This window comes from Acidimicrobiales bacterium, assembly GCA_040219085.1.
Lineage (GTDB): Bacteria > Actinomycetota > Acidimicrobiia > Acidimicrobiales > JAVJTC01 > JAVJTC01.
The window spans coordinates 233,308-255,762 of the sequence record JAVJTC010000020.1; the positions used below are offsets into that span (position 1 = coordinate 233,308).

Sequence of the window (22,455 nt, forward strand, 5' to 3'; positions counted from 1 at the left end):
CAACGGAGGTCAGCGCACATGTCGTCTCTTTCCCGTCGCATCCCGGTCTGGGTTCTCGCAGTTCTTGCAGTCACGCTGATCGCGACCGGCTGTTCCGACGACGACACGTCTGACGACACGGCTGCTGCGCCGGTCCTGGCGGATGTCGATGCGACGGGGCGGGAGCTCGCTACGGAATTCCTGACGATCCTGCAGGGTGGCGACACCGACGTCCTCGGCGACTTCCTCGCCGACGGGTTCCAGATCCAACGGGCCGACGGTTCGGGGGCGACGAAGGCGGAGTACCTCGAGAATCCGGCCGAGGTGGGCGACTTCACGCTCGGTGACTCGGTCACGGCAGTGCAACAGGGCGACGTCCTCACGGTGCGGTGGACGCTCGAGGTGTCCGAGGCGATCGACGGAACCGACTTCTCGGGGAATGAGGCCCCCCGCCTCTCGACCTTCGTCTACGTGGACGGACGCTGGCGGCTGCTCTCGCACGCGAACTTCAACCTGCCCGCTGCCGACAGCTGACCGGGCCTGACGCGCCTGGCGGGCATGCGCCTGTCGACGTCGTCTGTGTGCGCGGTCGTCTGTGTGCGCGGCGTGGGTTGCGGCCAAGTCGGATCGCGACAATGTCATAGCGAATTGCGGCGCCACGCTGCGCGCGATGGGCGTCCGATTCGCTACTACACCGCTCGTTGTGACCCGCCCGGGACCGGCCCAAGCGAACGACGCGATCTCCGGGCGATGTAGGGCCTGATGTCGAGCGGGTGACCTCATCGAAAACGCAGTCTGACCTGGGCAGACGCGCCCAGGTCAGAAAGTGGAGCTGGGGGGAATCGAACCCCCGTCCGTCGTGCGTTCACCACCTGCGATACGACCATTCCCGGACTACGGCGTTTCGGCTGCCGTGTCGCCGGGTCGATTCCCCCGAAGGGGTCCGCCGGCTCTTTCTCCGGTCGTCAGCGGTCTTTCTCGCCGTCAGCGGTCTTTCCCTGCCGTCCTCCTCCGCTTCTGTTGCCAGGCTGCGGTGGAATGGCCCCGCGTGCCCCCTAGGGGGTCGCGATGTGCTCTCTTACCTGATCAGTCGATCAAGCTGCGAGAGCGACACGATCATCGCTGCCGTGTCTTCGTGTGCCCCGTTTAAGGAGTCTGAGCAACTCCGGTCGCACAGTGAGGATCCGGTCCCGACGTCGAAACCGATCAGCCCCGTGTTGTGCGCGTGATGCGCTTGTCAATGTTCGTGGCTTACCGAACGGATCGGAGGCCGCTTCTGTTCCCACTGTACGGCCCCGGCGTGACATGTCCGGCCGACCCGTCGATCAGGGGCGTCACGGCGGGCGGCTCCGTAGACTGACCGGATGGAGATGCAGACAGCAGTCATCATCGACGCCGTGCGGACGCCGGGGGGCAAGCGCAACGGCTCCCTCAGGGACTGGCACCCCGTCGACCTCGCCGCCCACGTCCTCAAGGCCCTCGCCGAGCGCAGCGACCTCGACCCCGTCACCGTGGACGACGTGATCACGGGCTGTGTCATGCAGGTGGCCGAGCACTCCCTCAACATCGGCCGCAACGCCGTTCTCGCGGCCGGCTGGCCCGAGTCGGTCCCGGCGACCACCGTGGACCGCCAGTGCGGTAGCTCCCAGCAGTCGATGCACTTCGGCGCCCAGGGTGTGATGGCGGGTGCCTACGACATCGTCGTCGCCGCAGGTGTCGAGTCCATGACCCGCGTGCCGATGGGATCGTCGATCGTGTCGGGGATGGGGTTCCCGTTCCCGCCGTCGATGCTCGAGGACCGCTACGCAGAGTCCGGACTGCCGCCCCAGGGCATCGGGGCGGAGATGATCGCCGAGAAGTGGGGATTCTCACGGACCGATCTCGACGAGTTCGCCGCGCGCTCCCAGCGCCTCGCCCTCCAGGCCACCGAAGAGGGGCGGTTCGAGAACGAGATCATCGCGGTGCCGGTGGAGCTCGACGGTGAGAAGTCGATGCTCACGCGCGACGAGGGCATCCGGCCGGGCACCACCGTCGAGACGCTCGCCAACCTCAAGCCCGCGTTCAAGGAGGATGGCGTGATGACGGCGGGCAACTCGTCGCAGATCACCGATGGCGCGGCAGCGGTCCTGATCATGTCCGAGGCCAAGGCCGCGGCGCTGGGCCTGAAGCCCCGTGCCCGTTTCCACTCGTTCGCCGTCGTCGGCGCGGATCCGGTCACCATGCTCACCGGCCCCATCCCCGCCACCGCCAAGGTTCTCGAGCGTGCCGGGATGACCATCGACGACATCGATCTGTTCGAGGTGAACGAGGCGTTCGCCTCGGTCGTGCTCGCATGGCACGCCGAGACCGGCGCCGACATGGACAAGGTCAACGTCAATGGCGGGGCCATCGCGCTGGGTCACCCGCTGGGCGCCTCCGGTGCCCGCCTGGCCACGACGCTGCTCAACGAACTCGAGCGCACGGACGCCACCCTCGGCCTGCAGGTCATGTGTGAAGGCGGCGGGCTGGCGAACGCGACGATCATCGAACGGATCTGACTCTAGCGACCCTTCAGCGAATCGGAGAGGGCGCGGCGGGCCTCACGGTCCGCGTCACGCTTGGCGATGTCGGCGCGCTTGTCGGCCTTGTGCTTGCGCCGGGCCAGTCCCATCTCGATCTTCGCCCGTCCGTTGACGAAGTACAGCGCCAGGGGAACGAGAGTGAGTGGTTCACGGTCGAGACGATCCGCGATCTCGTCGATCTCGCGGCGGTGCAACAACAGCTTGCGGGGGCGGTCGGGATCGTGGGCGAAAGCGTCCGACGCGTGCGAGTACGGCGTGATGTACAGCGAGTGCAGCCACGCCTCGTGGTTCTGCACCCGGGCGTAGGCCTCGGCGATCTGCACCGTGGATTCCCGCAGCGCCTTGACCTCCGAGCCGCGCAGGACCAGTCCGCATTCCCACGTGTCGAGGATCTCGAAGTCGTGGCGCGCCCGGCGGTTGGTCGCGATGATCTTCTGGTTCGGGTCCCTGGAGGAGCCCTTCTTCGCCGATCGGGCCATCGGGTCACGGTAGCCTTCGGGCCGTGCTGCGCCTCGCCCCCGACGTCCACACGGCCATGGTCGCCCATGCGATCTCCGGCCTGCCCAACGAGGCGTGCGGCCTGTTCTGCGGACCCCCGGGCGCAGACCTCGTCAGCGAGTTCCACCCGATGACCAACACGGCTGCGTCGAGCCAGATCTACCGGCTGGACGGGGCCGAGATGATGGCCGTCGAGCGGGCGGCCGACGACGCCGGGCTGCAGATCCTCGGCGTCATGCACTCCCACACCCATACGAGTGCCTACCCTTCGCCGACCGATGTTGCCGATGCCGGGCGTTTCGACCCGTTCGGCGGATTCCACTACGTGATCGTGTCGTTGCGGCATCCGGAACCGGTTCTGCGGTCGTATCGGATAGTGGACGGCGAGATTACCGAGGAACCGGTCGAGTTGTCCTGAGGTCCAGCACCGATCTGCCGCAGCCCTGCCGGGCACGGTTAGAATTCCTACCGATCCGGTCGACTATTCGAATGGGTTTCTGATGGCCGTATACGACTCAGTGCTCGATCTCATCGGCGAGACGCCGATGGTCGACGTTTCCGAGTTGAGCCCGAACCCCAAGGTCCGCATCATCGCCAAGCTGGAGGGGCAGAACCCCGCCGGGTCGGTGAAGGACCGCATCGCCTACGCCATGATCCGCGAGGCCGAGGCCGACGGCACCCTCACCCCGGGCCGCACGATCATCGAGCCGTCCTCGGGGAACACGGGGATCGCTCTCGCACTCATCGCGAAGATCCGTGGCTATCCCATCAAGATCGTCCTGCCCGAGAACGTCTCGATCGAACGGCGTCAGCTTCTCGAGGTCTACGGCGCCGAGATCATCCTGTCGCCGGGCTCGGAGGGCTCCAACGGCGCCGTCCGTCGGGCGCAGGCCCTCGCGGAGGAGCATCCCGAGTGGGCGTTCCTCTACCAGTACGGCAACGAGGCCAACCCCCGGGCGCACTACGAGACGACTGGCCCCGAGATCCTGCGGGACGTCCCCGACATCACGCACTTCGTCGCCGGCCTCGGTACGTCGGGCACGCTCATGGGCGTCGGGTCGTTCCTCAAGGAGCGTCGCCCCGACGTCCAGATCCTCGCCGTGGAACCGCCGGCAGGGGAGCAGGTCGAAGGTCTGCGGAGCCTCGACGACGGCTACATCCCCCCGGTCTTCGAGAAGTGGGGCGGCTACGAACTGCTCGACGGCAAACGGATCGTGCGTCCCCGTGAGTCCCTCGAGTGGACGCGGCGCCTCGCGGACGAGTGCGGCCTGTTCGTCGGGATCTCCAGCGGCGCCGGCATGGCCGGGGCCGCGAGGGTTGCCGAGCGGATCGACGCGGGCGTCGTGGTGTTCATCGCCTGCGACGGCGGATGGAAATACCTCTCCACCGGCGCCTGGACCGACCCTCTCGACGAGGTCGTGTCGCGTGCCGAGAAGATAATTTACTTCTAGCTCCGCCCACGGCTCCCTCTTCGAGCGCGGCGTCCCACTGCGAGCCATCGTTCCCCGGACGCGGCGGTGGCCGCCTCCCCGCAGGAAGACGGCCACCGCTCAATTCTGATGCCAGCGGCCGGAGCCGCCACGAGGCCGATCAGCCGGCGAAGGCCGGGCCGCCACCACCGCCGCCATTGTCGCCACCACTGTCGCCGTCGTCGCCTCCGTCGTCGATCACACCGGTGAACTCCTCGGTGTTGATGCGATCGGTGGCGCCGAGCGGGTAGTCGGCGGCCGAGATGACGCCACCGAGACCCTCGGAGACGTAGTTGGCCAGCGCGGCCTGGTAGCTGACACCCAGCGCAGTCGACTCGTAGTCGCCGAAGGGGTAGCAGTCGCCGCCGCGGGCGAGGAAGTCGATGGTCGCGATGGTCACGTCGGGACCGGGCACGACCTGGCCGTCGGTGACGATGGCCTCGCCGCCGATGACGAGATCCCGCACACGCGAGCCCTCGTTGCCGACGAGTTCGCAGGCGCCGTCACGGTTGATCTCACGGGCCGGCTGGTTCGGGTCGACGAACAGCGACACCGTGTCGGAGACCTGGGCGAACTGGCCGTCGATCTCCGGCAGGTTGTCGTAGGCCTGCTCGAACGCGAGCTTCACGACCTCGCGGGGGACCGTCACGACTGTCACGAAGTTGGCGAACGGAGCCACGCTGAACGAGTCCAACTCGCTGAACGGGCCGGCGGGGAGGATCGAGTCGTTGCGGATACCGCCACCGTTCTGGACGGCGAGATCGGGGACAGGCACGCCGAAGTCGGCTGCGACCTGGGTGGCCTGCCACAGCAGGGCGTCGGCGAGGAGGCTGCCCTCGTTGGCCTGCATGCCCCGCACGCTGGAGCGGCGCCCGTCGAGGTCCACCTGGCTGACGGCGAGAGTGTTGGCGCTGAGATCGGCCAGTGCGTCGGTCAGCGGAAGGATCACGTCGTTGACGATGGCCGCGTTACCCGGGAAGTCCACGGGAACGAGAATCGACTCGCCCGACCAGCCGGTCAGCACGCCGTCGCCGTCGAAGTGGAGCTCGAGCTCGCCGATGCAGCGGTATCCACCGGGGCCGGTGACGATCGGAACCGTCGCGCCGGTGGAGTCGGAGGCGAGCAGCGGGTAGGGCCCGGCCGGCTCCTCATCGATGACACAGGTGTCGCCCTCGTTGCGGAGGTTGTCATCGCCGCCGCCGGCGATGGCGACGTCGATCCCCTCGAGCATCGGCACGAGCGCGATGTCCTCGGCGACCGACTGGAGGTGGGCGATGAGGATGATCTTGTTGACGCCGGCTGCTTCGAGCTTGGCGACCTCGGCCTGGATGGCGGGGACCACGGCGTCGACCATGACGTTGCGGGGGCTCGAGATGTTCGGCAGCTCCGGTGTGGTCGCACCGATGATCCCGACGTACTCGCCGCCGGTCATCACCATCGTGGACTTGGCGATGCGCCCGGATGCGGCGAGAGCGGCCAGAGACGGCTCACCCGACACGTCGAGGTTGGCCGACAGGAACGGGAAGGAGGTGTCCGAGAACCCGCCGATGAACGCTGCGAGGTCGTCGGGTCCGAAGTCGAACTCGTGGTTGCCGATGGCCATCGCGTCGTAGTTGCCGTAGGAAAGTGCGATCGAGTCGAAGTACGGCGGGCCGGCCTGCTGGCTCACCGACAGCGACGGCGACGCGAGGAGGTTGTCACCGGACGTGACCGTCACCAGGCCGTCGGTCGTCGCGCTCGACTGCAGGTAGTTGAGGTAGGCGATGAACGACGCCACGCCGGGGAATCCGCCCTCGACGTCCTTGACGAGCTTTGACTCGCCGTCGTTGTGATGCAGGACGGTCACCGAGAAGTCGCCGTCCGCGGCGTCAGCCGACTGGGTGTTGGCGATCGCGAACACGGCTGCGATCAACGCGGCGGCCGTGACAGCGGCGAGCGCGCGCTTCCATAGGTCTGGGAATGTCTGGGTCATGTTTGCGAAACCTAATACATCTTCGGCGTCGGGGCGAGGGTTCCGCGGTTGCCGGCGCGCACGGGTACCGTCTGCGCCCGGACAGAGGGAAGGAACCACGTGAGATCAGACGGCAGGAACCCTGACGAACTGCGACCGATCAGGTTCGTGCGCGACTACACCGAGATGGCGATGGGCTCGGTGCTCGTCGAGTTCGGACGGACCCGGGTGCTGTGTACCGCCTCGGTGGAAGAGGACGTGCCGCGCTGGATGCGGGGGACCCAGAAGGGCTGGGTGACCGCGGAGTACTCGATGTTGCCCGGCGCCACACCCGACCGCACGAACCGGGAGGTCCGCTCGGGTCGTCCGTCGGGACGGACCCAGGAGATCCAGCGACTCATCGGCCGCTCGCTGCGCGCGGTGTGTGACATGGAGAAGCTGGGGGAGCGTCAGGTCGTGTTGGACTGCGACGTGCTCCAGGCCGACGGCGGCACCCGCACGGCGTCCATCACGGGTGCATGGGTCGCGCTGCACGACGCCCTGACCCGTCTCGTCCAGGACGGTCGTATCCCACGTCACCCGCTCACCGACCACTGCGCGGCCGTCTCGGTGGGCATCGTGGGGGGCCAGCCGATGCTGGACCTGCCCTACGTCGAGGACGCCGGGGCCGACGTGGACATGAACGTCGTCATGACCGGGTCGGGTTCGTTCATCGAGGTCCAGGGCACCGCCGAGGCCGACCCCTTCGACCGGGCGAAGCTCGATCAGATGCTGGACCTCGCCGGTACCGGCATCGCGCGGATCGTCGAGATGCAGTCCGCGGTCGTCGACGTCGCGCCACCGCCGCGCGTCACCTGATCGGGCCGTGACCGGCACCGGCCAGCCGGCGATCGTCGCAGCGACGGCGAATCCGGCCAAGCTCGAGGAACTGCGACTCGCGCTCGCCCGTACCGGCCTGGAGTTGACGCTGACCGCCCGCCCTGCGGACCTCGGTGACGTCGTGGAGGACGCGGACAGCCTCGCCGGCAACGCCCGGCTGAAGGCCGAGGCAGTGCGCGCCCACACCGGGGAGACTGCCATGGCCGACGACACCGGACTGTTCGTCGACGTCCTCGGTGGTCGCCCGGGCGTGCACTCCGCGCGCTTCGCAGGGCCGGACGCGACCGATGCGGACAACGTCGCCCTCCTCCTCGCGGAGATGGATCGTGCCGGGCGTCCGAACCGAGCGGCGCGGTTCCGCACCGTCCTGGTCGTCGCGACCGCCGATGGCCGCGAACTGGTCGTCGAAGGTGTGACCGAGGGCACCATCGCGCACACCGCCCGCGGGACCAACGGGTTCGGGTACGACCCCGTCTTCGTGCCGGCCGGTGGCGGCGGAGCCACCTACGCAGAGCTACCGGCGGCCGAAAAGGACCGGATCGGACACCGGGGGAGAGCGGTGCGGGCCCTCGCCGGACAACTCGGTGCGTTCCTCGACGGTGGCGGGAACTGACGACACGCATGCCTCGGGCCCTGCCATTCCGGTGCGCCAGGTGGGAATCGAACCCACACGGGCGTTAGCCCACAGGGTCCTAAACCCTGCGCGTCTGCCTGATTCCGCCACTGGCGCCGGTCGGGCGATGGTACTCGCGCCGTTAGCATCGAAGGCGATGACCACACCACCTGTGACCCCACCCCTCGTCGCCCAGGGCGGCAACCTCCAGAGCCCCGGCTTCGACATCTACCGCGAGCTCCTCGGCGTCCGGATCGTCTTCCTCGGGACGGACGTGAACGACGAGGTCGCGAACCTCATCACCGCCCAGCTCCTGCACCTCGAGGGTCAGGATCCCGACAAGGACATCTGGCTCTACATCAACTCGCCGGGCGGCTCGGTGACCGCCGGCATGGCCATCTACGACACGATGCAGTTCGTCAAGCCCGACGTCGGCACCATCTGCATGGGGCTGGGCGCATCGATGGGCCAGTTCCTCTTGTCGGCCGGCGCCCCCGGCAAGCGCTACGCGCTTCCCCACGCCCGGATCCTCATGCACCAGCCGTTGGGCGGCATCCAGGGCCAGGCCTCCGATATCGCCATCCAGGCCGAGCAGATGGCCTACGTCAAGAAGCTCCTCGCCGAGCGCATCGCGTTCCACACCGGTCAGGACATCGAACAGATCGAGGCGGACTCCGACCGGGACCGCTGGTTCACGGCCGAACAGGCGATGGAGTACGGCATCGTGGACCACGTGATCGTGCGCCGCGGCGAGATGCTCTGAGCAGACCCCGGGGCGGTCAGGCCGGCTCGAGCGGCCCGGCCTCGTCAGGCGTGGGCGTCGGCGTGGCCACCTGCGGACGCCGCAGGTCGAGCCCGCACGTCCTGGCCGTGTACTCGGTCAATTCGGCCGCCAGGTCAGTCACCTCCTGAGCGCGCGTCGAGAGGATCTCGCGCGCCGTCGCGTCGTCCGGCGCATCGCGGACCTCCTCGAACAGCAGGCGCGTCCTGTCGATGACCTCGTCGATCTCGTCGGGGGCGAGGCGTCCCAGCGCCTTGAGGTCCTCCACCGCTCCCGAGATGTCGCCGCTCGTGTCGATGACGTCGGCCCGCCGGTTGACCTCGTCACAGAAGGCGCTCGGGTCGCCGCCGTCGCCCCCGCTGCAGGCTCCGCCGATCAGGGTGATCGCGACGAGGGGGCCGACCCATCGTGCAGTTCTGCGCACGCTGACGGTCAGGCTCGCGCCGCGGCCTCGGCGCGCGTCCGCAGGTCGTCCACCTTCGCCGTCAGCGCGTCGGGCGAAGAGCCGTCGGTGAACAGGGCGCTGCCCGCCACGAGGACGTTCGCTCCAGCCGAGACCGCGCCGCCGATGGTGGCGGGACCGATCCCGCCGTCGACCTCGATGTCGACGTCGAGACCACGGTCGACGATCATGGCGCGCAGTTCGGCGATCTTGGGTTCCATCGTCTCGATGTAGGCCTGCCCCCCGAAGCCGGGATTGACGGTCATCACCAGGACCATCTCCACCAGGTCCAGGACGTGGGCGACATCGCTGATGGGCGTGGACGGGTTGAGCGCGACCCCGGCCCCCGCTCCCGCTTCGCGGATCAGCCCGAGGGTCCTGTGCAGGTGCCGGGTGGACTCTGCGTGGATCAACAGCAGATCGCAACCCGCCTCGATGTAGCGGTGGGCGAGGTTCTCGGGGTCCACTACCATCAGGTGGGCCTCGAAGCGCACCGAGACGTGGTCACGGGTGGCTGCGATGACATCGGGGCCGAAGGTCAGGTTCGGAACGAACACGCCGTCCATGACGTCCCACTGGATGCGGTCGACGCCGGCCTTCTCGAGCGCCGCGCACTCCTCGCCGAGGCGGGCGAAGTCCGCGGGCAGTACCGACGGGACGATCTCGATGGGGCGGCTGGTGGCTGTGTCCATGACGGCGATGACACTACCCGCCGTACCCTGCGCCGGGTGGAGCATGCCGATGAGATCGACGTCGAGACATCGGGCATCGCAGCCGGTGGTGCAGGTGTCGCCCGATTGGTCGACGGAATGGTCGTGTTCGTCGACGGTGCGCTCCCCGGCGAGCGGGTCAGGGTCCACATCGACGAGCGCAGGCGCCGCCACGGTCGCGGACATGTGCTGGAGGTGCTCGACGCTTCGCCGTTGCGTGTGCCGTCACCGTGCCTCCACGGGGACCGGGGATGCGGCGGCTGCGACTGGCTCCACGTGGCACCGTCGGGCCAGGAGGGCCTCCGCGCTGCGATCGTACGCGACGCGCTCGAGCGGATCGGGCGCCTCGAGGTCCCCGAGATCCGCGTGGGGGAGGATTCCGCTCCGGGAGGTGGCCACCGGACAACCGTCCGCGCGGCGGTCGCCGGCGGCCGTGCGGGTATCCGGCACCGGGGGAGCCACGAACCCGTCCGGCACGACTCGTGCCTGGTCGCCCACCCTCTCGTCGAGGAGGTGCTCGTCGACGGGCGCTTCGGTGACGCGTCCGGTGTGGTCATCCGGGCGGGTGCGCGCACCGGCGAACGCATGGTGATCGTCTCACCGCGGGCCGAGGAGGTGTCGGTGCCCTCTGACGTCGTTGTGGTCGGCGACGACGAACTGCGTGCCGGTCGGCGTGTCTGGATCCATGAGGAGGTCGCCGGTCGGAGGTGGCGGATCTCGGGCCGCTCGTTCTTCCAGTCCAACCCGGCGGCCGCCGACCATCTCGTGGAGATCGTGGCCGCTGCCGTCGCCGGGGCCGGTCCGGGGGCGCTGGTGGATCTCTACGCGGGTGTCGGACTGTTCGCCGGAACCGTGGGCGACGGTCGTGAGGTCGTCGCAGTCGAGCGGAGTGCGTCCTCGGTCGCCGACCTCCGGGTCAATCTCGCCGGACGGTCCCCGGCGCCGACGATCGTGCGGGTTCCGGTCGAGGACTGGACCGCGTCGCCCGCAGGTGTCGTCGTGGCCGACCCGGCCCGCGAGGGTCTGGGGAAGGCGGGGGCGCGGGCGGTGCTCGCAGCCGCGGCCGGTCGCATCGTCCTCGTGTCCTGCGATGCCGGTGCACTGGGCCGCGACGCCCGCCTGTTGGTCGACGGCGGTTACCGACTGGTCTCGGTCGAGCTCGTGGGAATGTTCGGCTTCACATCCAACGTCGAGGTCGTGACGGTGTTCGATCGCCTCGACCCCGGTGGCGACTAGCGTTCAGCTGATGGCCCGACTCCTCGTGACCGGTGGCGCCGGCTACATCGGCAGCCACACCGTGCGTGCGCTGCGTGCCGCCGACCACGACGTGGTGGTACTGGACGACCTGCGCGACGGACGGGCCGAGTTCGTCCCCGACGACGTCGACCTGGTCGAGGCGGCAACCGGTGACCGGGCGGCGGTCAAGGCGGTGCTCGGGGGCCGGGGCCCCTTCGACGGGGTACTGCACTTCGCTGCGAGCATCAGCGTCGGTGACTCGGTCACGAGTCCGCTCGCCTACTGGCGCAACAACGTCGCGGACTGCCTGACCCTGGTGGAGGAGACCATCGCCGCCGGGGTCGACGCCTTCGTCTTCTCGTCCACCGCGGCGGTCTACGGCCACCCCGACGTGCAGCCCATCGCAGAGGACGCGCCCGTTCGCCCCATCAACCCCTACGGGTCGACCAAGGCGGCCGTCGAACGGTTCCTCGCCGAGGCCCGCTCGGCCGGGCTGTTGCGATCCATCGCACTGAGGTACTTCAACGCCTGCGGAGCGCATCCCGACGGCGGGATCGGCGAGGCGCACGACCCGGAGACCCATCTCATCCCGCTGGCTCTGGCGGCCGTCGCCGGGGACCGCCCGGCCCTGAAGCTGTTCGGTACGGACTATCCGACGCGTGACGGCACGTGTGTTCGGGATTACATCCACGTCGTCGATCTGGCGAGCGCGCACGTGGTCGCGGTCGAGGCACTGATGCAGGGACACGGTGGAGGTGCCTACAACTGCGGGACCGGCGTCGGCACCACGAACAGGGAGGTCCTCGACGCCGTGGCCGAGGTGGCGGGTCGCCAGGTCCCCGTCGAGGACGCCGAGCGCCGTGCGGGTGACCCAGCCGAGCTCAGGGCGGACCCGACGAGGTTCAGTGCGGAGTTCGGGTGGGAGCCCACCATGTCGGATCTCGAGACGGTGGTCTCCACTGCGTGGGACTGGTACCGCGAGCTGCGCACGGCCTGACGGGCGCAGCGGCCGTGCCCCGGGGTCTTCAGACGTCGGGAGAAGCCTTCGGGTCGAAACGCAGTGACTCGGGGTAGGGGTAGAACGTCGGCACGAGCCCCTCGGCGTGGCGCTGTTGCATCGAGCGCCAGAACGTCGTGGTGAACAGTTCCTCGTGCTCCGCCGCGAAGGCCTTCGCCACCACCGGCGGGTACCGCAGGTAGGTGGCGAGCTCCTCGGGGAAGACGTCGAGCGGGTCGACGGCGAACCACGGCTGGCTGGACATCTCGTCGGCGTAGTCCGGCGCGGGAGGGATGTCGCGGAAGCGGATGTCCTCGAGCAAGGACAGTTCGTCGTAGTCGTAGAAGACGACCTTGTCGTGGCGCGTCACGCCGAAGTTCTTCGGCAGCAGGTCACCGGGGAAGATGTTGGCCGACGCGAGCTCGCGCACGGCCCGACCGAAGTCGACGGCGGCCGCCCAGGTCGCCTCGTCGTCCATCTCCGACAGGTACAGATCCAACGGGTACACGCGGCGCTCCGTGTACACGTGAGACAGGGCGACGTCGTGTTCGGTGATCTCGACGGTGCGGCCACACTCGGCGCGGAGCTCCTCGAGTAACTCCGGCGTGAAGCGTTCACGGGGCAGCGTGATGTTCTCGAACTCCTGGGCGTCGACGAGACGCCCGACCCGGTCGTGGGTGAACACCAGCCTGTAGCGCCGCTTGACCTCGTCGCGGGTGGTGGTCTTCGTGGGTGAGAACTCGTCCTTGATGATCTTGAACACGACGTCGAAGGAGGGGAGCGTGAAGACCGTCATCACCATCCCCTTGGTCCCGCGTGCGGGTTCGAACCGTGTGTTCGAGTGTTCGAGGTGGCGGGCCAGCGCACGGAACAGGTTCGTCTTGCCGTGCTGGGGGAAACCGAGGGCCGAGTAGAGCTCCGCCACCGGCTTGGCCGGCAACATCGACTTCACGAAGGCGACGACACCCGCCGGGCGGCGGCACCGGACGTGGAAGTAGGAGCGGGTGTACCCGAACAGTCGGCTGGCGGTCGCCTCGTCGAGCAGCGCCGCGTCGACGCGCACCCCCTCCGACGACGACAGCAGCGGCAGGATGAACGGGGAGAGCCGGTTGAGCCACCGCACCCTGCCGACCAGGTACGCCCCCTTGTTGCGGTAGAAGACCGGGCGGAGCATGTCGATCGCGTCGATGGCGTCCCACTGCCCCGCGAAGCGGTCGTGGAGCCGTTCGGCGACGAGACGGGCGTCACGGTCGATGTCGGTGAAGTGGTCGGCGATGGTCGATTCGGCGAGAGTCGCCCGTACGCAGCTCTCGAGAGATGAGCCGAGCGGATAGCGGCGGAGTTCCGAGCCCAGCGAATCCACCGGAGGCAGCTCGGTCGCGCCGAGCCACAGGAACTCGAGATCGGGGTCGATGCCGACGATGTCGAAGATCCGCCTGGTCACCGAGTTGTAGGTGGTCTCCGCCAGTTCGAAGTCGGCTCGGGTCGCGACCATGCGGATGTAGCGCCGGCGCACCTCGATCCAGATCGACCGGGCGGTCGAGTCGTCGAGCGTGGCGAGCGACCGGCCGGCCGATCCGACGAGATCGCTCACCATCTCCTCGTGCAGGACCAGCCGCTCGTCCGCGTCGTGCTGGTGGCCGCGCCAGTCGCAGCCCAGAAACCGCCGCTGCGCCCGATCTGTCACCTCGAAGAACCGGTCGTGATACCGGGCGAAGCCTTCGAACAGGGAGAGGGCGAGACGCCCCGCGAGGACGTCGGTCGGTTCCTCTGCGGTGGTGGGGGTGCCGATGTTCACGCCCCCGAGCGTTGCAGCCGTCGGCGTCGCGTGCATGTCCGCGCGGGACGGTACTGCCGTAGTGTCGTTGTCGTGACGAGATCGATCGCCTTCGCGAACCAGAAGGGCGGCGTCGCGAAGACGACGTCGGTCGCCGCGCTCGCGGCGGCATTCGCGGAGCAGGGGTCATCCGTGCTCGTCGTGGACCTGGACCCCCAGGCGTCGCTCACGTACTCGCTCGGCGTGGACGGCGACGAGTTGGCGGCGACGGTCCACGACGTTCTCGTCGACGGCCGGCCCGTGGACGATGTGATCGTCGCGGAGGCCGACCACGGCGTGGATCTCGTTCCCGCCAACATCGACCTCGCAGGCGCCGAGGCGCAGCTCCTCACCCGGCCCGGCCGTGAGTACGGGCTGCGACGGGCGTTACGGCCGGTCGTGGACAATTACGACTTCGTCCTTGTGGACTGCCCCCCCAGCCTGGGGATCCTGACGATCAACGCGCTGACCGCGGTGGACGAGGTGATCATCCCCCTGCAGTGCGAGACGCTCGGCCTGCGCGGCGTCGGCCTGTTGTTGGAGACGATCGCCGACGTGCGCGAGTTCACCAACGCGGACCTGGCGGTCACCGGCGTGGTGGCGACGATGTTCGACGCCCGTACGAATCTGGCTCACGAGGTGTTGGCACGGGTGCGCGAGGACCACGGGTTGAGTGTCATCGGGCCCCCCGTGCCGAAGTCGGTGCGCGCCGCAGAGGCGCCCGGAGTGGGGCGGTCGGTCCTGGGCCACGCCTCGTCGTCCAAGCCGGCGGCGGCCTACCGTGAGGTCGCGGCGGCGCTGTTGGCTAGGGGCGACGCATGAGTGCGGAGGCGGGATCCGGTCCGGAGTCTGTCAGACGAGGCCGTCGGGCCCTGTTCACGGACCCTTCGGAACTGGACGAGGCCGTCGCGGGACCCGGTCCACGGGACGCGGACACCCCGCCCGGCGGGCACACGGCTGAGCCGCGACCGGCTTCTTCGCCGCCCATGGGTGACCGCCCTGTGCGTGACAGCGCCGCTGACGTGCACGACGACGACGGCACCGGGCGCCGCGTCAGGGTCGAGTGTTCGGTGTGTGGTGCGGTGACGAGACCCCGACTCGTGGAGGTCGTGGGTGAGGCGGTTCGGCCGTTCTCGTGGTGGGTGCCCGTGAAGCGTCACTCGCGATGGTTGCGCTGCCGGGCGTGCGGTTCCCGGGCGTGGTGCCGCGTCGAGTGGCTCTCCGCTCTCGACTGAGCGGTGTGGTGTCGCTGGAGGGTCCCTGCCGTATCCGGGCCCTAAGGTCCTTCGCACGGGTCGAATCCTGTTCTAGGTTCGGTCGGCATGCAGGAAGTTCACCTCGCCCCCATGGATCCACAGCGACTCGAGCCCGTCATCGGGATCGAGCGCTTCGAGAGCTTCGCTCACGAGCTCGCTCCGCGGATGGCCGAGGCGTTCGACGGTGTCGCGATCGTCAACGTGAATTCCACCCCCGCCGGGGGTGGGGTGGCCGAGATGTTGCACGTCCTGCTGCCGGTGACCCGCGGGCTCGGGATCGACGCCCGCTGGTTGGCCATCGAGGGCGAGCCGGTGTTCTTCGCCGTGACGAAGCGGCTCCACAACTTCATACACGGGGCGGCAGGTGACGGTGGCGTTCTCGACGAGGCCGCCCATGAGGCGTATGTCGCGGTGACGCATTCCAACGACGCCGAGCTGAAGGGGTTCGTGAAGCCGGGGGACCCGATCATCCTCCATGACCCGCAGACGGCCGGCCTCGCCGAGGGATGCCGGCGGCGCGGCCACCCGGTGGTCTGGCGGTGCCACATCGGCGCGGACGCTGCGAACGAGCGGACCGAGGCGGCCTGGGCCTTCCTGCGTCGCTACCTCGAGGGCAACGTGGACGCCTACGTCTTCACCCGCCGCGAGTACGCCCCGGACTGGGTGCCTGCCGACCGGCTGTTCGTCATCCCGCCGTCCATCGACCCCTTGTCGCCGAAGAACGCCGAGCTCTCCTCATCTGACGCATGCAGGATCCTGCAGAAGATCGGGGTCCTCGACGGCGACCCACAGGGCGACGTGGCGCTCACGCGCCCCGACGGGTCCCCGATGAGGGTCCGCCACTATGCGGACGTGGTCAGGACGGGGCCGGCCACGCCACCGCAGTCACCGTTGGTGGTGCAGGTGTCGCGCTGGGACCACCTCAAGGACATGGTGGGCGTGATGCAGGGGTTCGCCGATCACGTCTTCGACGGCCACGGTGCACATCTCGCCCTCGTCGGACCGGTGGTCACGGCGGTGGCCGATGATCCCGAGGGTGCCGAGGTGCTCCAGGAGTGCTGGAACCACTGGCGCGGTCTGCCTCACGCGGCCCGGGCGAGGATCCAGCTCGTGTGCCTCCCGATGGGCGACGGCGTCGAGAACGCATGGCTCGTCAACGCGCTCCAGCGTCATGCGGCGGTGGTGGTCCAGAAGAGCCTCGCGGAAGGGTTCGGTCTCACGGTCACAGAGGCGATGTTCAAGGGTCGGCCCGTCGTCGCGTCCGCGGTCGGCGGGATCGTCGACCAGATCGTGGACGGCGAGTCCGGGCTGCTGGTGCGGGACCCGACCGACCTGGCGTCGTTCGGCGCGGCCGTCCGGTCGATCCTCGATGACCGGGACCTCGGTCAGCGCCTCGGTGAGGGTGCGCGTGTGCGGGCCGGTGAACTCTTTCTCACGGACACACACCTGGCGGCCTGGGCCGAGGTGGTCTCGTCGCTACGGGGTTGATCCGGGCGGTTGCGGCGCTGCCGCGTCGCTCAGCGGTCGAGGACCGGCGCGGTCGCGAGTGACGAGTCGAGCCGGGCGAGGAGGTCGGCGTCGCCGTCGCCGGGGTTCGGGGTGGTGAGCAGGCGGTCACCGACGAAGATGCTGTTGGCGCCTGCGTGGAGACAGAGGGCCTGCATCTCCGCCGACATCTCGCTGCGTCCGGCGGACAGGCGCACCACCGAGTGCGGCATCGTGAGGCGTGCCGCGGCGATCGTGCGGACCACTTCGAGGCTGTCGAGAGGCTCGACATCGGCGAGCGGCGTGCCCGGTGCCCTGACGAGGAGGTTGACGGGGACGCTCTCGGGGTGGGGGTTCAGCGAGGCCAGCTGCGCCAGCAGCCCGGCGCGGTCCCGGCGGGTCTCTCCCATCCCGACGATGCCGCCGGTGCACAGCGCCAGCCCGGCCCGTCGGCAGCTCTCGAGGGTCTCGAGGCGGTCCTCGTAGGTGCGGGTCGTGATGATCTGTCCGTAGAAATCCGGCGACGTGTCGAGGTTGTGGTTGTAGTAGTCGAGTCCCGCCTCGGCGAGGGCCGTCGCCTGCGGGTCGGTGAGCATCCCGAGCGTGACGCAGGTCTCCATACCCAGTTCGGCGACGGCGCTGATGGCGCCGGCGACCCGGTCGACCTGACGATCCGTCGGGGACCGCCACGCGGCGCCCATGCAGAACCGTGTGGCTCCCTCCGCCCGCGCCTCGCGTGCGGCGGTGACGATGTCGTCGGTGGACAGCAGTGCCTCCAGTTGGACCGACGCCTCGTGGTGCGCCGACTGGGGGCAGTACGCGCAGTCTTCGGGGCAACCGCCCGTCTTGATCGACAGGAGGCGGGCACCCTCGACCACCGCCGGGTCGAAGTTCTCCCGGTGGGCCCCGTGCGCCCGGTGGAGGAGGTCGTGGAACGGCGACTCGAGCACCTCGAGCACGTCGTCGGTCGTCCAGTCGTGGCGTAGCTGTGTCATCGCCGGGGAGCGTACCTCGCGGTCGTCGGGGGCTGGGCCTGTACCGTTCGCTGTGATCCCGGTCCGGCGACACCGGCGACCGACGGGTATCGCAGTGTCACAGCCGACCCGGTACTGGCGGAAGATGGCTTTCCCCTCCGAACCTGACGAGGCCTTCGCCGAGTTCTTCGAGTCCGCCCGCTCACGGTGTCTGCGAGCGGTCGTCCTGACCGTTCGGGACCGCCACCTCGGTGAGGATCTGCTCGAGGAGGCCTTCGTGCGTGCCTACGAGCGCTGGGACCGACTGCACACGCATCCGAACCCGTCTGCGTGGGTGGTGACCACGGCGGTGAACCTGAGCCGTCGCCGCTGGCGTCGTGGCCAGAGGGAGGTCGAGTTGACTCCGCCCGCCCACGATGTTCCGGCGCCGGACGAACCGATGGACGCCGTGCTTCTCGATGCCGTCCTCGCACTGCCCGACCGTCAACGAGAGGTCGTCGCGCACCGCCTGGTCCTCGAATCGTCGACGAACCAGACCGCCGAGGCTCTCGGGATCTCCCCGAAGACCGTCACGGTGCATCTTCACCGGGCGCTCAGGACGTTGAACTCAGACGAAGGACTACGGAATCTCTGGAGCGACGATGGCGCCGACCTCGGCGATGATCTCGGTGGCGGGTAAGTGATGGGACGTGCCCCGGGGCTAAACCCGTGTGGGGCCGCAGTGTCGTGGGCCCGTTACTCGATGAACGGAGGGGGTGACTCGAGTGGATGAGGAGCGGATCGGGCGCGCCGTGCGTCGCAGCGTCGGCCACCTCCACTACGACCGACCGTTCGTGATCCCCTCTCGTCGGCGACCGCGTGGCCGGGTGCTTGCAGCCGTTGCTGCGGCGGTCGTGCTCGTGGCGGGAATCGTGGCCCTGTCGATGAGCCTGGGTGGTGGGGGACAGGCCTCTGCCGATACACCCCCGCCGCTCGAGTTCGACCCGGTCGACCTGTCGCTGACCGAGGTCCTGGACCGTGCCGCTTCGGCTGCGTCCGCGGCCCCTGATCAGCGTCCGCCCGACGGCGCGTACCGCTACTCGGTCGGGGAGGCCTGGTACGTCGAGGAGGACCCCTCGGGCACGCGTCAGGTCGTGTCCGCCGTCATGGAGAACTGGATCGGAGCAGATGGTTTCGGTCGACGCGAAGAGCGGGTCGGCCACGACATCGAGGCGGGTCAGATCGTCCACGACGACGCGCCCGACTTCGACGCCGAGCCCTATGCGGTCTACGACGATGTCCCGCTGGTGGACATGGCGTTCGAACTGGTGCCGGACGATCCCGCCGCCCGGGTGGGCGCGGACGACCTGGGGATCAGCGCCTTCGCCGCCGATCGGGATGCTGCGGCGTTCGAGCGGATAACGACGCTGCTCGCGGCCGCTCCTCTCTCGCCGGTTCAGAGGGGGGTCCTGTGGTCGAGCCTCGGCGAGTTGAGCCGGGTCGAACTTCTGGGCATCACCACGGATCGACATGGTCGGCAGGCGTTCGGCATCGCCCGTCCCTCCTACCTCGGCGGGCTGGCGAGCGAGAACATCGTCCTGATCGATCCAGCCACCGGCGAGATTCTGGGGGGCGAGAGCATCTACATCGGCCCGTCGAGCCCCGTCGACGGTGCCCAGCCCGCGCTGACGAACTTCGTCGTCTACGTCGGTTCGGCCATCGTCGACAACCCGGGCGACCGCCCGTAGCTGCGAGGCACGGCCCGGAACGACGAAACCCCAGGTGCCGCCGAAACAGCGGCTGACCTGGGGTTTTGCCGAGTACGCCCCCTGGGACTCGAACCCAGAACCTGCGGATTAAGAGTCCGATGCTCTACCAATTGAGCTAGAGGCGCATGTGGGGTGCCGATGCTACCGGCGACGGGACGGTGCCCGTGCGATCGCGGAAGTCCGGACCTTGGGTGACCGAGGGGTTTCGAACCCCCGACCTCCGGGACCACAACCCGGCGCTCTAACCAACTGAGCTACGGCCACCATGTCTCCACCGCGGTGGAGGACGACTCATGATAGGGCGGCGTCACGTCACGGCGACACGGGATTCACTGCGAAGGTCCGGACCGCTCCGTCGAGCTCGTCGCCACCGTCGTCTCCGCCAGTTCGGTGACGGCGACGTAGCCGGCGTCGACCAGGGCCGTGTCGGAGTCCTCGGCGCTGTCGAAGTGTCCTCCGGACTGGAACTCGGCCCGGAACCGGCCCGGTTCGGCCTCCGAGAGCGTGGGGGAGTGAAGCGCGAAGGGGATGCGATCGGCGAGGGTCGCCCGGCGGGTGCCGCGCAGTTCGCCGGGCGGCAGGTTCGGCACGTTGACGTTCAACAGCCGCGGTTCGGCCACGAGGTCCGCGAGGAATCCGGCGGCGACCTCGGCCGCTGTCTCCCAGTGCTGAGCGTCACCCGCGCCCGCTGCGGGCTGGCTGACGGCCAGAGCGGGGATCGCGAACACCCGTGCCGTGATGCACGCGCCGACGGTCCCGGAGAAGTGGACGGAGTGCCCGACGTTCCAGCCGAGGTTGATCCCGGAGAACACGACGTCGGGCGGGTCCCCGAAGATCCCCTGGCAGGCGAGGAGCGCCGCGAGCGCCGGCGGCCCGTCGAAGTGGTAGGCGGCCGCCACGCCCTCGAGCCCGGGGCGGTCCACCACGTGAACGTCGGGGATGCCGTGGCCGAGGTGTCCGATCGAGGCCCCGGCGCCGGAGTAGTCCCGTGAGGGCACGAACACCGTCACGTCGCCGTGGGGCGTCAGCGCCCGTGCGAGGGCGTGGACGCCTTCGGAGTCGATGCCGTCGTCGTTGGTCACCAGGACGCGCACGTGGGGTTCCTTCGTCGTGGGCGGGGGAGGGCGGGTCAGCCCCGTCAGACGTCGAGCATCTCGCGGAGCTTGAACTTCTGGATCTTGGTGGCGGACATGGGCCACTCGTCCACGAAGCGGACCTCGCGGGGGATCTTGAACGAGGCGATCTCGCCTTCGCAGTGCGCGATCAGTTCCTCGGCGGTGACCGTCGCCCCCGAGACGAGCTCGACGAACGCGACGGGAACCTCGCCGTAGGTCTCGTCGGGTACGCCGACGACCTGGGCGATCTGCACCGCCGGGTGGGTGGAGAGCTGCGCCTCGATCTCGGTGGGCGCCACGTTCTCGCCGCCGACCTTCAACATGTCTTTGAGGCGGCTGCGGTACGAGACACGGCCGTTGTCGTCCATGCATCCCATGTCGCCGGTGCGGATCCAACCCCCGGGGAGAATCGTCGCCGCGGTCTTCTCGGGATCATTCAAGTAGCACTCGAGGGTCGAGTAGCCCCGCAGGTGGATCTCACCGACCGTGCCGGTGGGTGTCTCCTCACCGGTCTCGGGATCGACGATGCGTGCCTCGATCCCGTCAAGGGGTCGACCGGAGGTCTCGGTGCGGTCCTCGAGGCTGTCGTCGAGTTCGCCCAGGCAGGCCGTGCCGCAGTTCTCGGTCTGCCCGAAGGCGCTGATCTGGGTCATGTGGGGCGCCAGCGACTGCATGAGGCGCAGCGTGTCGGGCGGCGCGACGTTCATCATCATCCGCACCGACGCGGTGCGCTCGACCGAGTAGTCGGGGTGGCGCAGGATGGCCATCGCGATCGTCGGGAACGCCGTGTAGATGTGGGTGACCTCCTCGGCCTCGATCAGGTCGATCGCGACGCCGGGGTCGAAGTGGGTCTGGGTCACGAAGGTCCCGCCCTGCCACATCACCGAGATCATCGGGCCCGTGCCGGCCATGTGGAACATCGGGCAGCCGGTCCAGAACTTGTCGCCCGGTCGCACACCCATCCGGTGGCCGGTGGCGATCCAGTCGCGGACCACGGCCTCGTGGGTGAGCACGCACCCCTTCGGCAGCGAGGTGGTTCCCGACGTGTAGTGGATCATCGACACGTCCCGGACCCGGACCAGGCGACTCTCCCGCAGGATCTCGGCCGGGTCGATGTCGGCACCGAGGGAGTCGAAGGTCGCCTCGTCGATCATTCCGGGCGCGGTCCGCTCGCCGAGCAGGACGACGTTGCGTAGCTGTGGTGCTCCGGGGAGGTCCAGGTGGAGGAGGTCGTCGGCGTCGGTCAGCCCGGGGACGGCCTCGGTGAGCCGTTCCGCGAAGTCGACGTGGTCGTCGATGATGTCGCTCGTGACGATGGTGACGAGGCCGCCGTCGGTGACGGTGTGGGACAGTTCGCGCCGGCGGAAACGGGTGTTGATCGGCACGACCACGGCACCGAGGAACGACGCGGCGAACTGGGTGGCGATGAAGTCGACCGAGTTCGGTATGAGGATTCCGACGTGGTCGCCGCGTTCGACGCCGAGCGCCCGAAGCGACGCGGCGCGCCGGAACGACTCGGCTGCGAGTTCGCCGTAGGTGAGTCGCTCGTGGGGCAGGACGACCGCGATGTCGTCGGGCGCCCGTGCGGCGATCCGTAGCAGCAGGTCCCCGAGGGTCGTGACCTCGCTCCACAACATGTCGGGGTCGAGCAGCCCGGCGGGCAGTGGTTCGGCCATGCGACGACGCTACCCGCGACGGTCGTAGCCTGAGGACTCCGCCTCCGTAGCTCAGATGGATAGAGCAGTGGACTTCTAATCCTCAGGTCGCAGGTTCGAATCCTGCCGGGGGCGCCGATGTGATGCCGCAGGTGGCGCCGGGGGTGATGGTGCGGACGGTCTCGTGGCGGTAACGCTCCGGAGCGGTGTCATAGCGAATTGGTCGCCTTCGGGAGCAGTGTGAGGCTGGAATTCGCTATGACGCTGTCGCCAGCGGATGACCGGGATAA

Annotated in this window: 22 protein-coding genes, 4 tRNA genes and 1 other RNA gene; 15 read left to right on the plus strand and 12 right to left on the minus strand. The window is 68.9% G+C overall.

The window, feature by feature from the left end:
• The first annotated feature begins 18 nt into the window (after positions 1 to 18).
• Entirely contained in the window at positions 19 to 513 is a 495-nt protein-coding gene (locus RIE08_08495; GenBank protein MEQ8717640.1) for a nuclear transport factor 2 family protein, read from the plus strand.
• 290 nt (positions 514 to 803) lie between these two features.
• On the opposite strand, the gene ssrA is transcribed toward RIE08_08495, so the two are convergent.
• Positions 804 to 1,193: a transfer-messenger RNA gene (ssrA, locus tag RIE08_08500) on the minus strand.
• A 150-nt stretch (positions 1,194 to 1,343) separates the two neighbouring features.
• Between ssrA and RIE08_08505 the strand changes: the two genes are divergently transcribed.
• Positions 1,344 to 2,516 carry a thiolase family protein gene (locus RIE08_08505; protein MEQ8717641.1) on the plus strand — a complete coding sequence of 391 codons (1,173 nt, stop codon included), beginning with the start codon at positions 1,344 to 1,346 and terminating at the stop codon, positions 2,514 to 2,516.
• A gap of 2 nt (positions 2,517 to 2,518) precedes the next feature.
• Here the strand turns inward: RIE08_08505 and smpB are convergent, their stop codons facing one another.
• A complete protein-coding gene (gene smpB / locus RIE08_08510; protein MEQ8717642.1) occupies positions 2,519 to 3,019 on the minus strand; it encodes an SsrA-binding protein SmpB in 501 nt (166 codons plus the stop codon).
• A gap of 23 nt (positions 3,020 to 3,042) precedes the next feature.
• On the opposite strand from smpB, the gene RIE08_08515 reads away from it, so the two are divergent.
• Together RIE08_08515 and RIE08_08520 are read left to right on the plus strand one after the other, a co-directional pair.
• Positions 3,043 to 3,456: a M67 family metallopeptidase gene (locus RIE08_08515; GenBank protein ID MEQ8717643.1), complete on the plus strand. Its 414-nt coding sequence runs from the start codon at positions 3,043 to 3,045 to the stop codon at positions 3,454 to 3,456.
• A gap of 82 nt (positions 3,457 to 3,538) precedes the next feature.
• The gene (locus RIE08_08520; GenBank protein ID MEQ8717644.1) at positions 3,539 to 4,489 is read left to right on the plus strand and encodes a PLP-dependent cysteine synthase family protein; all 951 of its coding nucleotides are present in this window, start codon (positions 3,539 to 3,541) and stop codon (positions 4,487 to 4,489) included.
• Positions 4,490 to 4,628: 139 nt separating this feature from the next.
• On the opposite strand, the gene RIE08_08525 is transcribed toward RIE08_08520, so the two are convergent.
• A complete protein-coding gene (locus RIE08_08525) occupies positions 4,629 to 6,479 on the minus strand; it encodes a 5'-nucleotidase C-terminal domain-containing protein (protein MEQ8717645.1) in 1,851 nt (616 codons plus the stop codon).
• Between the two features lie 99 nt (positions 6,480 to 6,578).
• On the opposite strand from RIE08_08525, the gene rph reads away from it, so the two are divergent.
• Positions 6,579 to 7,316 carry a ribonuclease PH gene (gene rph, locus RIE08_08530; protein MEQ8717646.1) on the plus strand — a complete coding sequence of 246 codons (738 nt, stop codon included), beginning with the start codon at positions 6,579 to 6,581 and terminating at the stop codon, positions 7,314 to 7,316.
• A 7-nt stretch (positions 7,317 to 7,323) separates the two neighbouring features.
• Positions 7,324 to 7,950: an RdgB/HAM1 family non-canonical purine NTP pyrophosphatase gene (rdgB, locus tag RIE08_08535; protein MEQ8717647.1), complete on the plus strand. Its 627-nt coding sequence runs from the start codon at positions 7,324 to 7,326 to the stop codon at positions 7,948 to 7,950.
• A gap of 32 nt (positions 7,951 to 7,982) precedes the next feature.
• Here the strand turns inward: rdgB and RIE08_08540 are convergent.
• Positions 7,983 to 8,067, minus strand: a tRNA-Leu gene (locus tag RIE08_08540).
• A 40-nt stretch (positions 8,068 to 8,107) separates the two neighbouring features.
• On the opposite strand from RIE08_08540, the gene RIE08_08545 reads away from it, so the two are divergent.
• Positions 8,108 to 8,713 carry an ATP-dependent Clp protease proteolytic subunit gene (locus tag RIE08_08545; protein MEQ8717648.1) on the plus strand — a complete coding sequence of 202 codons (606 nt, stop codon included), beginning with the start codon at positions 8,108 to 8,110 and terminating at the stop codon, positions 8,711 to 8,713.
• Between the two features lie 16 nt (positions 8,714 to 8,729).
• Here the strand turns inward: RIE08_08545 and RIE08_08550 are convergent, their stop codons facing one another.
• Positions 8,730 to 9,155, minus strand: a complete 426-nt coding sequence (locus RIE08_08550) for a hypothetical protein (protein ID MEQ8717649.1) — start codon at positions 9,153 to 9,155, stop codon at positions 8,730 to 8,732.
• Between the two features lie 8 nt (positions 9,156 to 9,163).
• Positions 9,164 to 9,865: a ribulose-phosphate 3-epimerase gene (gene rpe, locus RIE08_08555; protein MEQ8717650.1), complete on the minus strand. Its 702-nt coding sequence runs from the start codon at positions 9,863 to 9,865 to the stop codon at positions 9,164 to 9,166.
• Positions 9,866 to 9,901: 36 nt separating this feature from the next.
• Between rpe and RIE08_08560 the strand changes: the two genes are divergently transcribed.
• Positions 9,902 to 11,119 carry a TRAM domain-containing protein gene (locus RIE08_08560; GenBank protein ID MEQ8717651.1) on the plus strand — a complete coding sequence of 406 codons (1,218 nt, stop codon included), beginning with the start codon at positions 9,902 to 9,904 and terminating at the stop codon, positions 11,117 to 11,119.
• Positions 11,120 to 11,129: 10 nt separating this feature from the next.
• The gene (galE, locus tag RIE08_08565) at positions 11,130 to 12,116 is read left to right on the plus strand and encodes a UDP-glucose 4-epimerase GalE (GenBank protein MEQ8717652.1); all 987 of its coding nucleotides are present in this window, start codon (positions 11,130 to 11,132) and stop codon (positions 12,114 to 12,116) included.
• Positions 12,117 to 12,144: 28 nt separating this feature from the next.
• Here the strand turns inward: galE and aceK are convergent, their stop codons facing one another.
• On the minus strand, positions 12,145 to 13,914 hold the full coding sequence (gene aceK, locus RIE08_08570) for a bifunctional isocitrate dehydrogenase kinase/phosphatase (GenBank protein ID MEQ8717653.1): 1,770 nt from the start codon (positions 13,912 to 13,914) through the stop codon (positions 12,145 to 12,147).
• Between the two features lie 72 nt (positions 13,915 to 13,986).
• Here aceK and RIE08_08575 point away from each other — a divergent pair, with 72 nt between their 5' ends.
• From RIE08_08575 to RIE08_08585, 3 genes are all read left to right on the plus strand, one after another.
• On the plus strand, positions 13,987 to 14,754 hold the full coding sequence (locus RIE08_08575; protein MEQ8717654.1) for an AAA family ATPase: 768 nt from the start codon (positions 13,987 to 13,989) through the stop codon (positions 14,752 to 14,754).
• A gap of 164 nt (positions 14,755 to 14,918) precedes the next feature.
• Complete coding sequence (locus RIE08_08580; protein MEQ8717655.1) at positions 14,919 to 15,167, plus strand: hypothetical protein; 249 nt, start codon at positions 14,919 to 14,921, stop codon at positions 15,165 to 15,167.
• Positions 15,168 to 15,254: 87 nt separating this feature from the next.
• Positions 15,255 to 16,676, plus strand: coding sequence for a glycosyltransferase (locus RIE08_08585; GenBank protein ID MEQ8717656.1), 1,422 nt, complete (start codon positions 15,255 to 15,257; stop codon positions 16,674 to 16,676).
• A 29-nt stretch (positions 16,677 to 16,705) separates the two neighbouring features.
• Here RIE08_08585 and bioB read toward each other — a convergent pair whose 3' ends face one another.
• A complete protein-coding gene (gene bioB, locus RIE08_08590) occupies positions 16,706 to 17,668 on the minus strand; it encodes a biotin synthase BioB (protein ID MEQ8717657.1) in 963 nt (320 codons plus the stop codon).
• A 124-nt stretch (positions 17,669 to 17,792) separates the two neighbouring features.
• On the opposite strand from bioB, the gene RIE08_08595 reads away from it, so the two are divergent.
• Positions 17,793 to 18,326: a sigma-70 family RNA polymerase sigma factor gene (locus RIE08_08595; protein MEQ8717658.1), complete on the plus strand. Its 534-nt coding sequence runs from the start codon at positions 17,793 to 17,795 to the stop codon at positions 18,324 to 18,326.
• A 76-nt stretch (positions 18,327 to 18,402) separates the two neighbouring features.
• A complete protein-coding gene (locus RIE08_08600; GenBank protein MEQ8717659.1) occupies positions 18,403 to 19,374 on the plus strand; it encodes a hypothetical protein in 972 nt (323 codons plus the stop codon).
• Between the two features lie 73 nt (positions 19,375 to 19,447).
• Here the strand turns inward: RIE08_08600 and RIE08_08605 are convergent.
• From RIE08_08605 to RIE08_08620, 4 genes are all read right to left on the minus strand, one after another.
• Positions 19,448 to 19,520 (minus strand) — tRNA-Lys (locus RIE08_08605).
• A 65-nt stretch (positions 19,521 to 19,585) separates the two neighbouring features.
• A tRNA-His gene (locus RIE08_08610) sits at positions 19,586 to 19,659 on the minus strand.
• Positions 19,660 to 19,724: 65 nt separating this feature from the next.
• Positions 19,725 to 20,489 (minus strand): 5'/3'-nucleotidase SurE, encoded by a 765-nt coding sequence (locus RIE08_08615; protein MEQ8717660.1) that lies wholly within the window; start codon positions 20,487 to 20,489, stop codon positions 19,725 to 19,727.
• 44 nt (positions 20,490 to 20,533) lie between these two features.
• On the minus strand, positions 20,534 to 22,186 hold the full coding sequence (locus tag RIE08_08620) for an AMP-binding protein (GenBank protein MEQ8717661.1): 1,653 nt from the start codon (positions 22,184 to 22,186) through the stop codon (positions 20,534 to 20,536).
• A gap of 40 nt (positions 22,187 to 22,226) precedes the next feature.
• Between RIE08_08620 and RIE08_08625 the strand changes: the two genes are divergently transcribed.
• Positions 22,227 to 22,300: transfer RNA gene (locus tag RIE08_08625), tRNA-Arg, on the plus strand.
• Positions 22,301 to 22,455: the final 155 nt, after the last annotated feature.

Coding starts and splice junctions, on each gene's coding strand:
- RIE08_08495 (MEQ8717640.1), top strand. CDS start 19: ATGTCGTCTCTTTCCCGTCGCATCCCGGTCTGGGTTCTCGCAGTTCTT.
- RIE08_08505 (MEQ8717641.1), top strand. CDS start 1,344: ATGGAGATGCAGACAGCAGTCATCATCGACGCCGTGCGGACGCCGGGG.
- smpB (MEQ8717642.1), bottom strand. CDS start 3,019: ATGGCCCGATCGGCGAAGAAGGGCTCCTCCAGGGACCCGAACCAGAAG.
- RIE08_08520 (MEQ8717644.1), top strand. CDS start 3,539: ATGGCCGTATACGACTCAGTGCTCGATCTCATCGGCGAGACGCCGATG.
- RIE08_08525 (MEQ8717645.1), bottom strand. CDS start 6,479: ATGACCCAGACATTCCCAGACCTATGGAAGCGCGCGCTCGCCGCTGTC.
- RIE08_08545 (MEQ8717648.1), top strand. CDS start 8,108: ATGACCACACCACCTGTGACCCCACCCCTCGTCGCCCAGGGCGGCAAC.
- rpe (MEQ8717650.1), bottom strand. CDS start 9,865: ATGGACACAGCCACCAGCCGCCCCATCGAGATCGTCCCGTCGGTACTG.
- galE (MEQ8717652.1), top strand. CDS start 11,130: ATGGCCCGACTCCTCGTGACCGGTGGCGCCGGCTACATCGGCAGCCAC.
- RIE08_08580 (MEQ8717655.1), top strand. CDS start 14,919: ATGGGTGACCGCCCTGTGCGTGACAGCGCCGCTGACGTGCACGACGAC.
- RIE08_08585 (MEQ8717656.1), top strand. CDS start 15,255: ATGCAGGAAGTTCACCTCGCCCCCATGGATCCACAGCGACTCGAGCCC.
- bioB (MEQ8717657.1), bottom strand. CDS start 17,668: ATGACACAGCTACGCCACGACTGGACGACCGACGACGTGCTCGAGGTG.
- RIE08_08595 (MEQ8717658.1), top strand. CDS start 17,793: ATGGCTTTCCCCTCCGAACCTGACGAGGCCTTCGCCGAGTTCTTCGAG.
- RIE08_08620 (MEQ8717661.1), bottom strand. CDS start 22,186: ATGGCCGAACCACTGCCCGCCGGGCTGCTCGACCCCGACATGTTGTGG.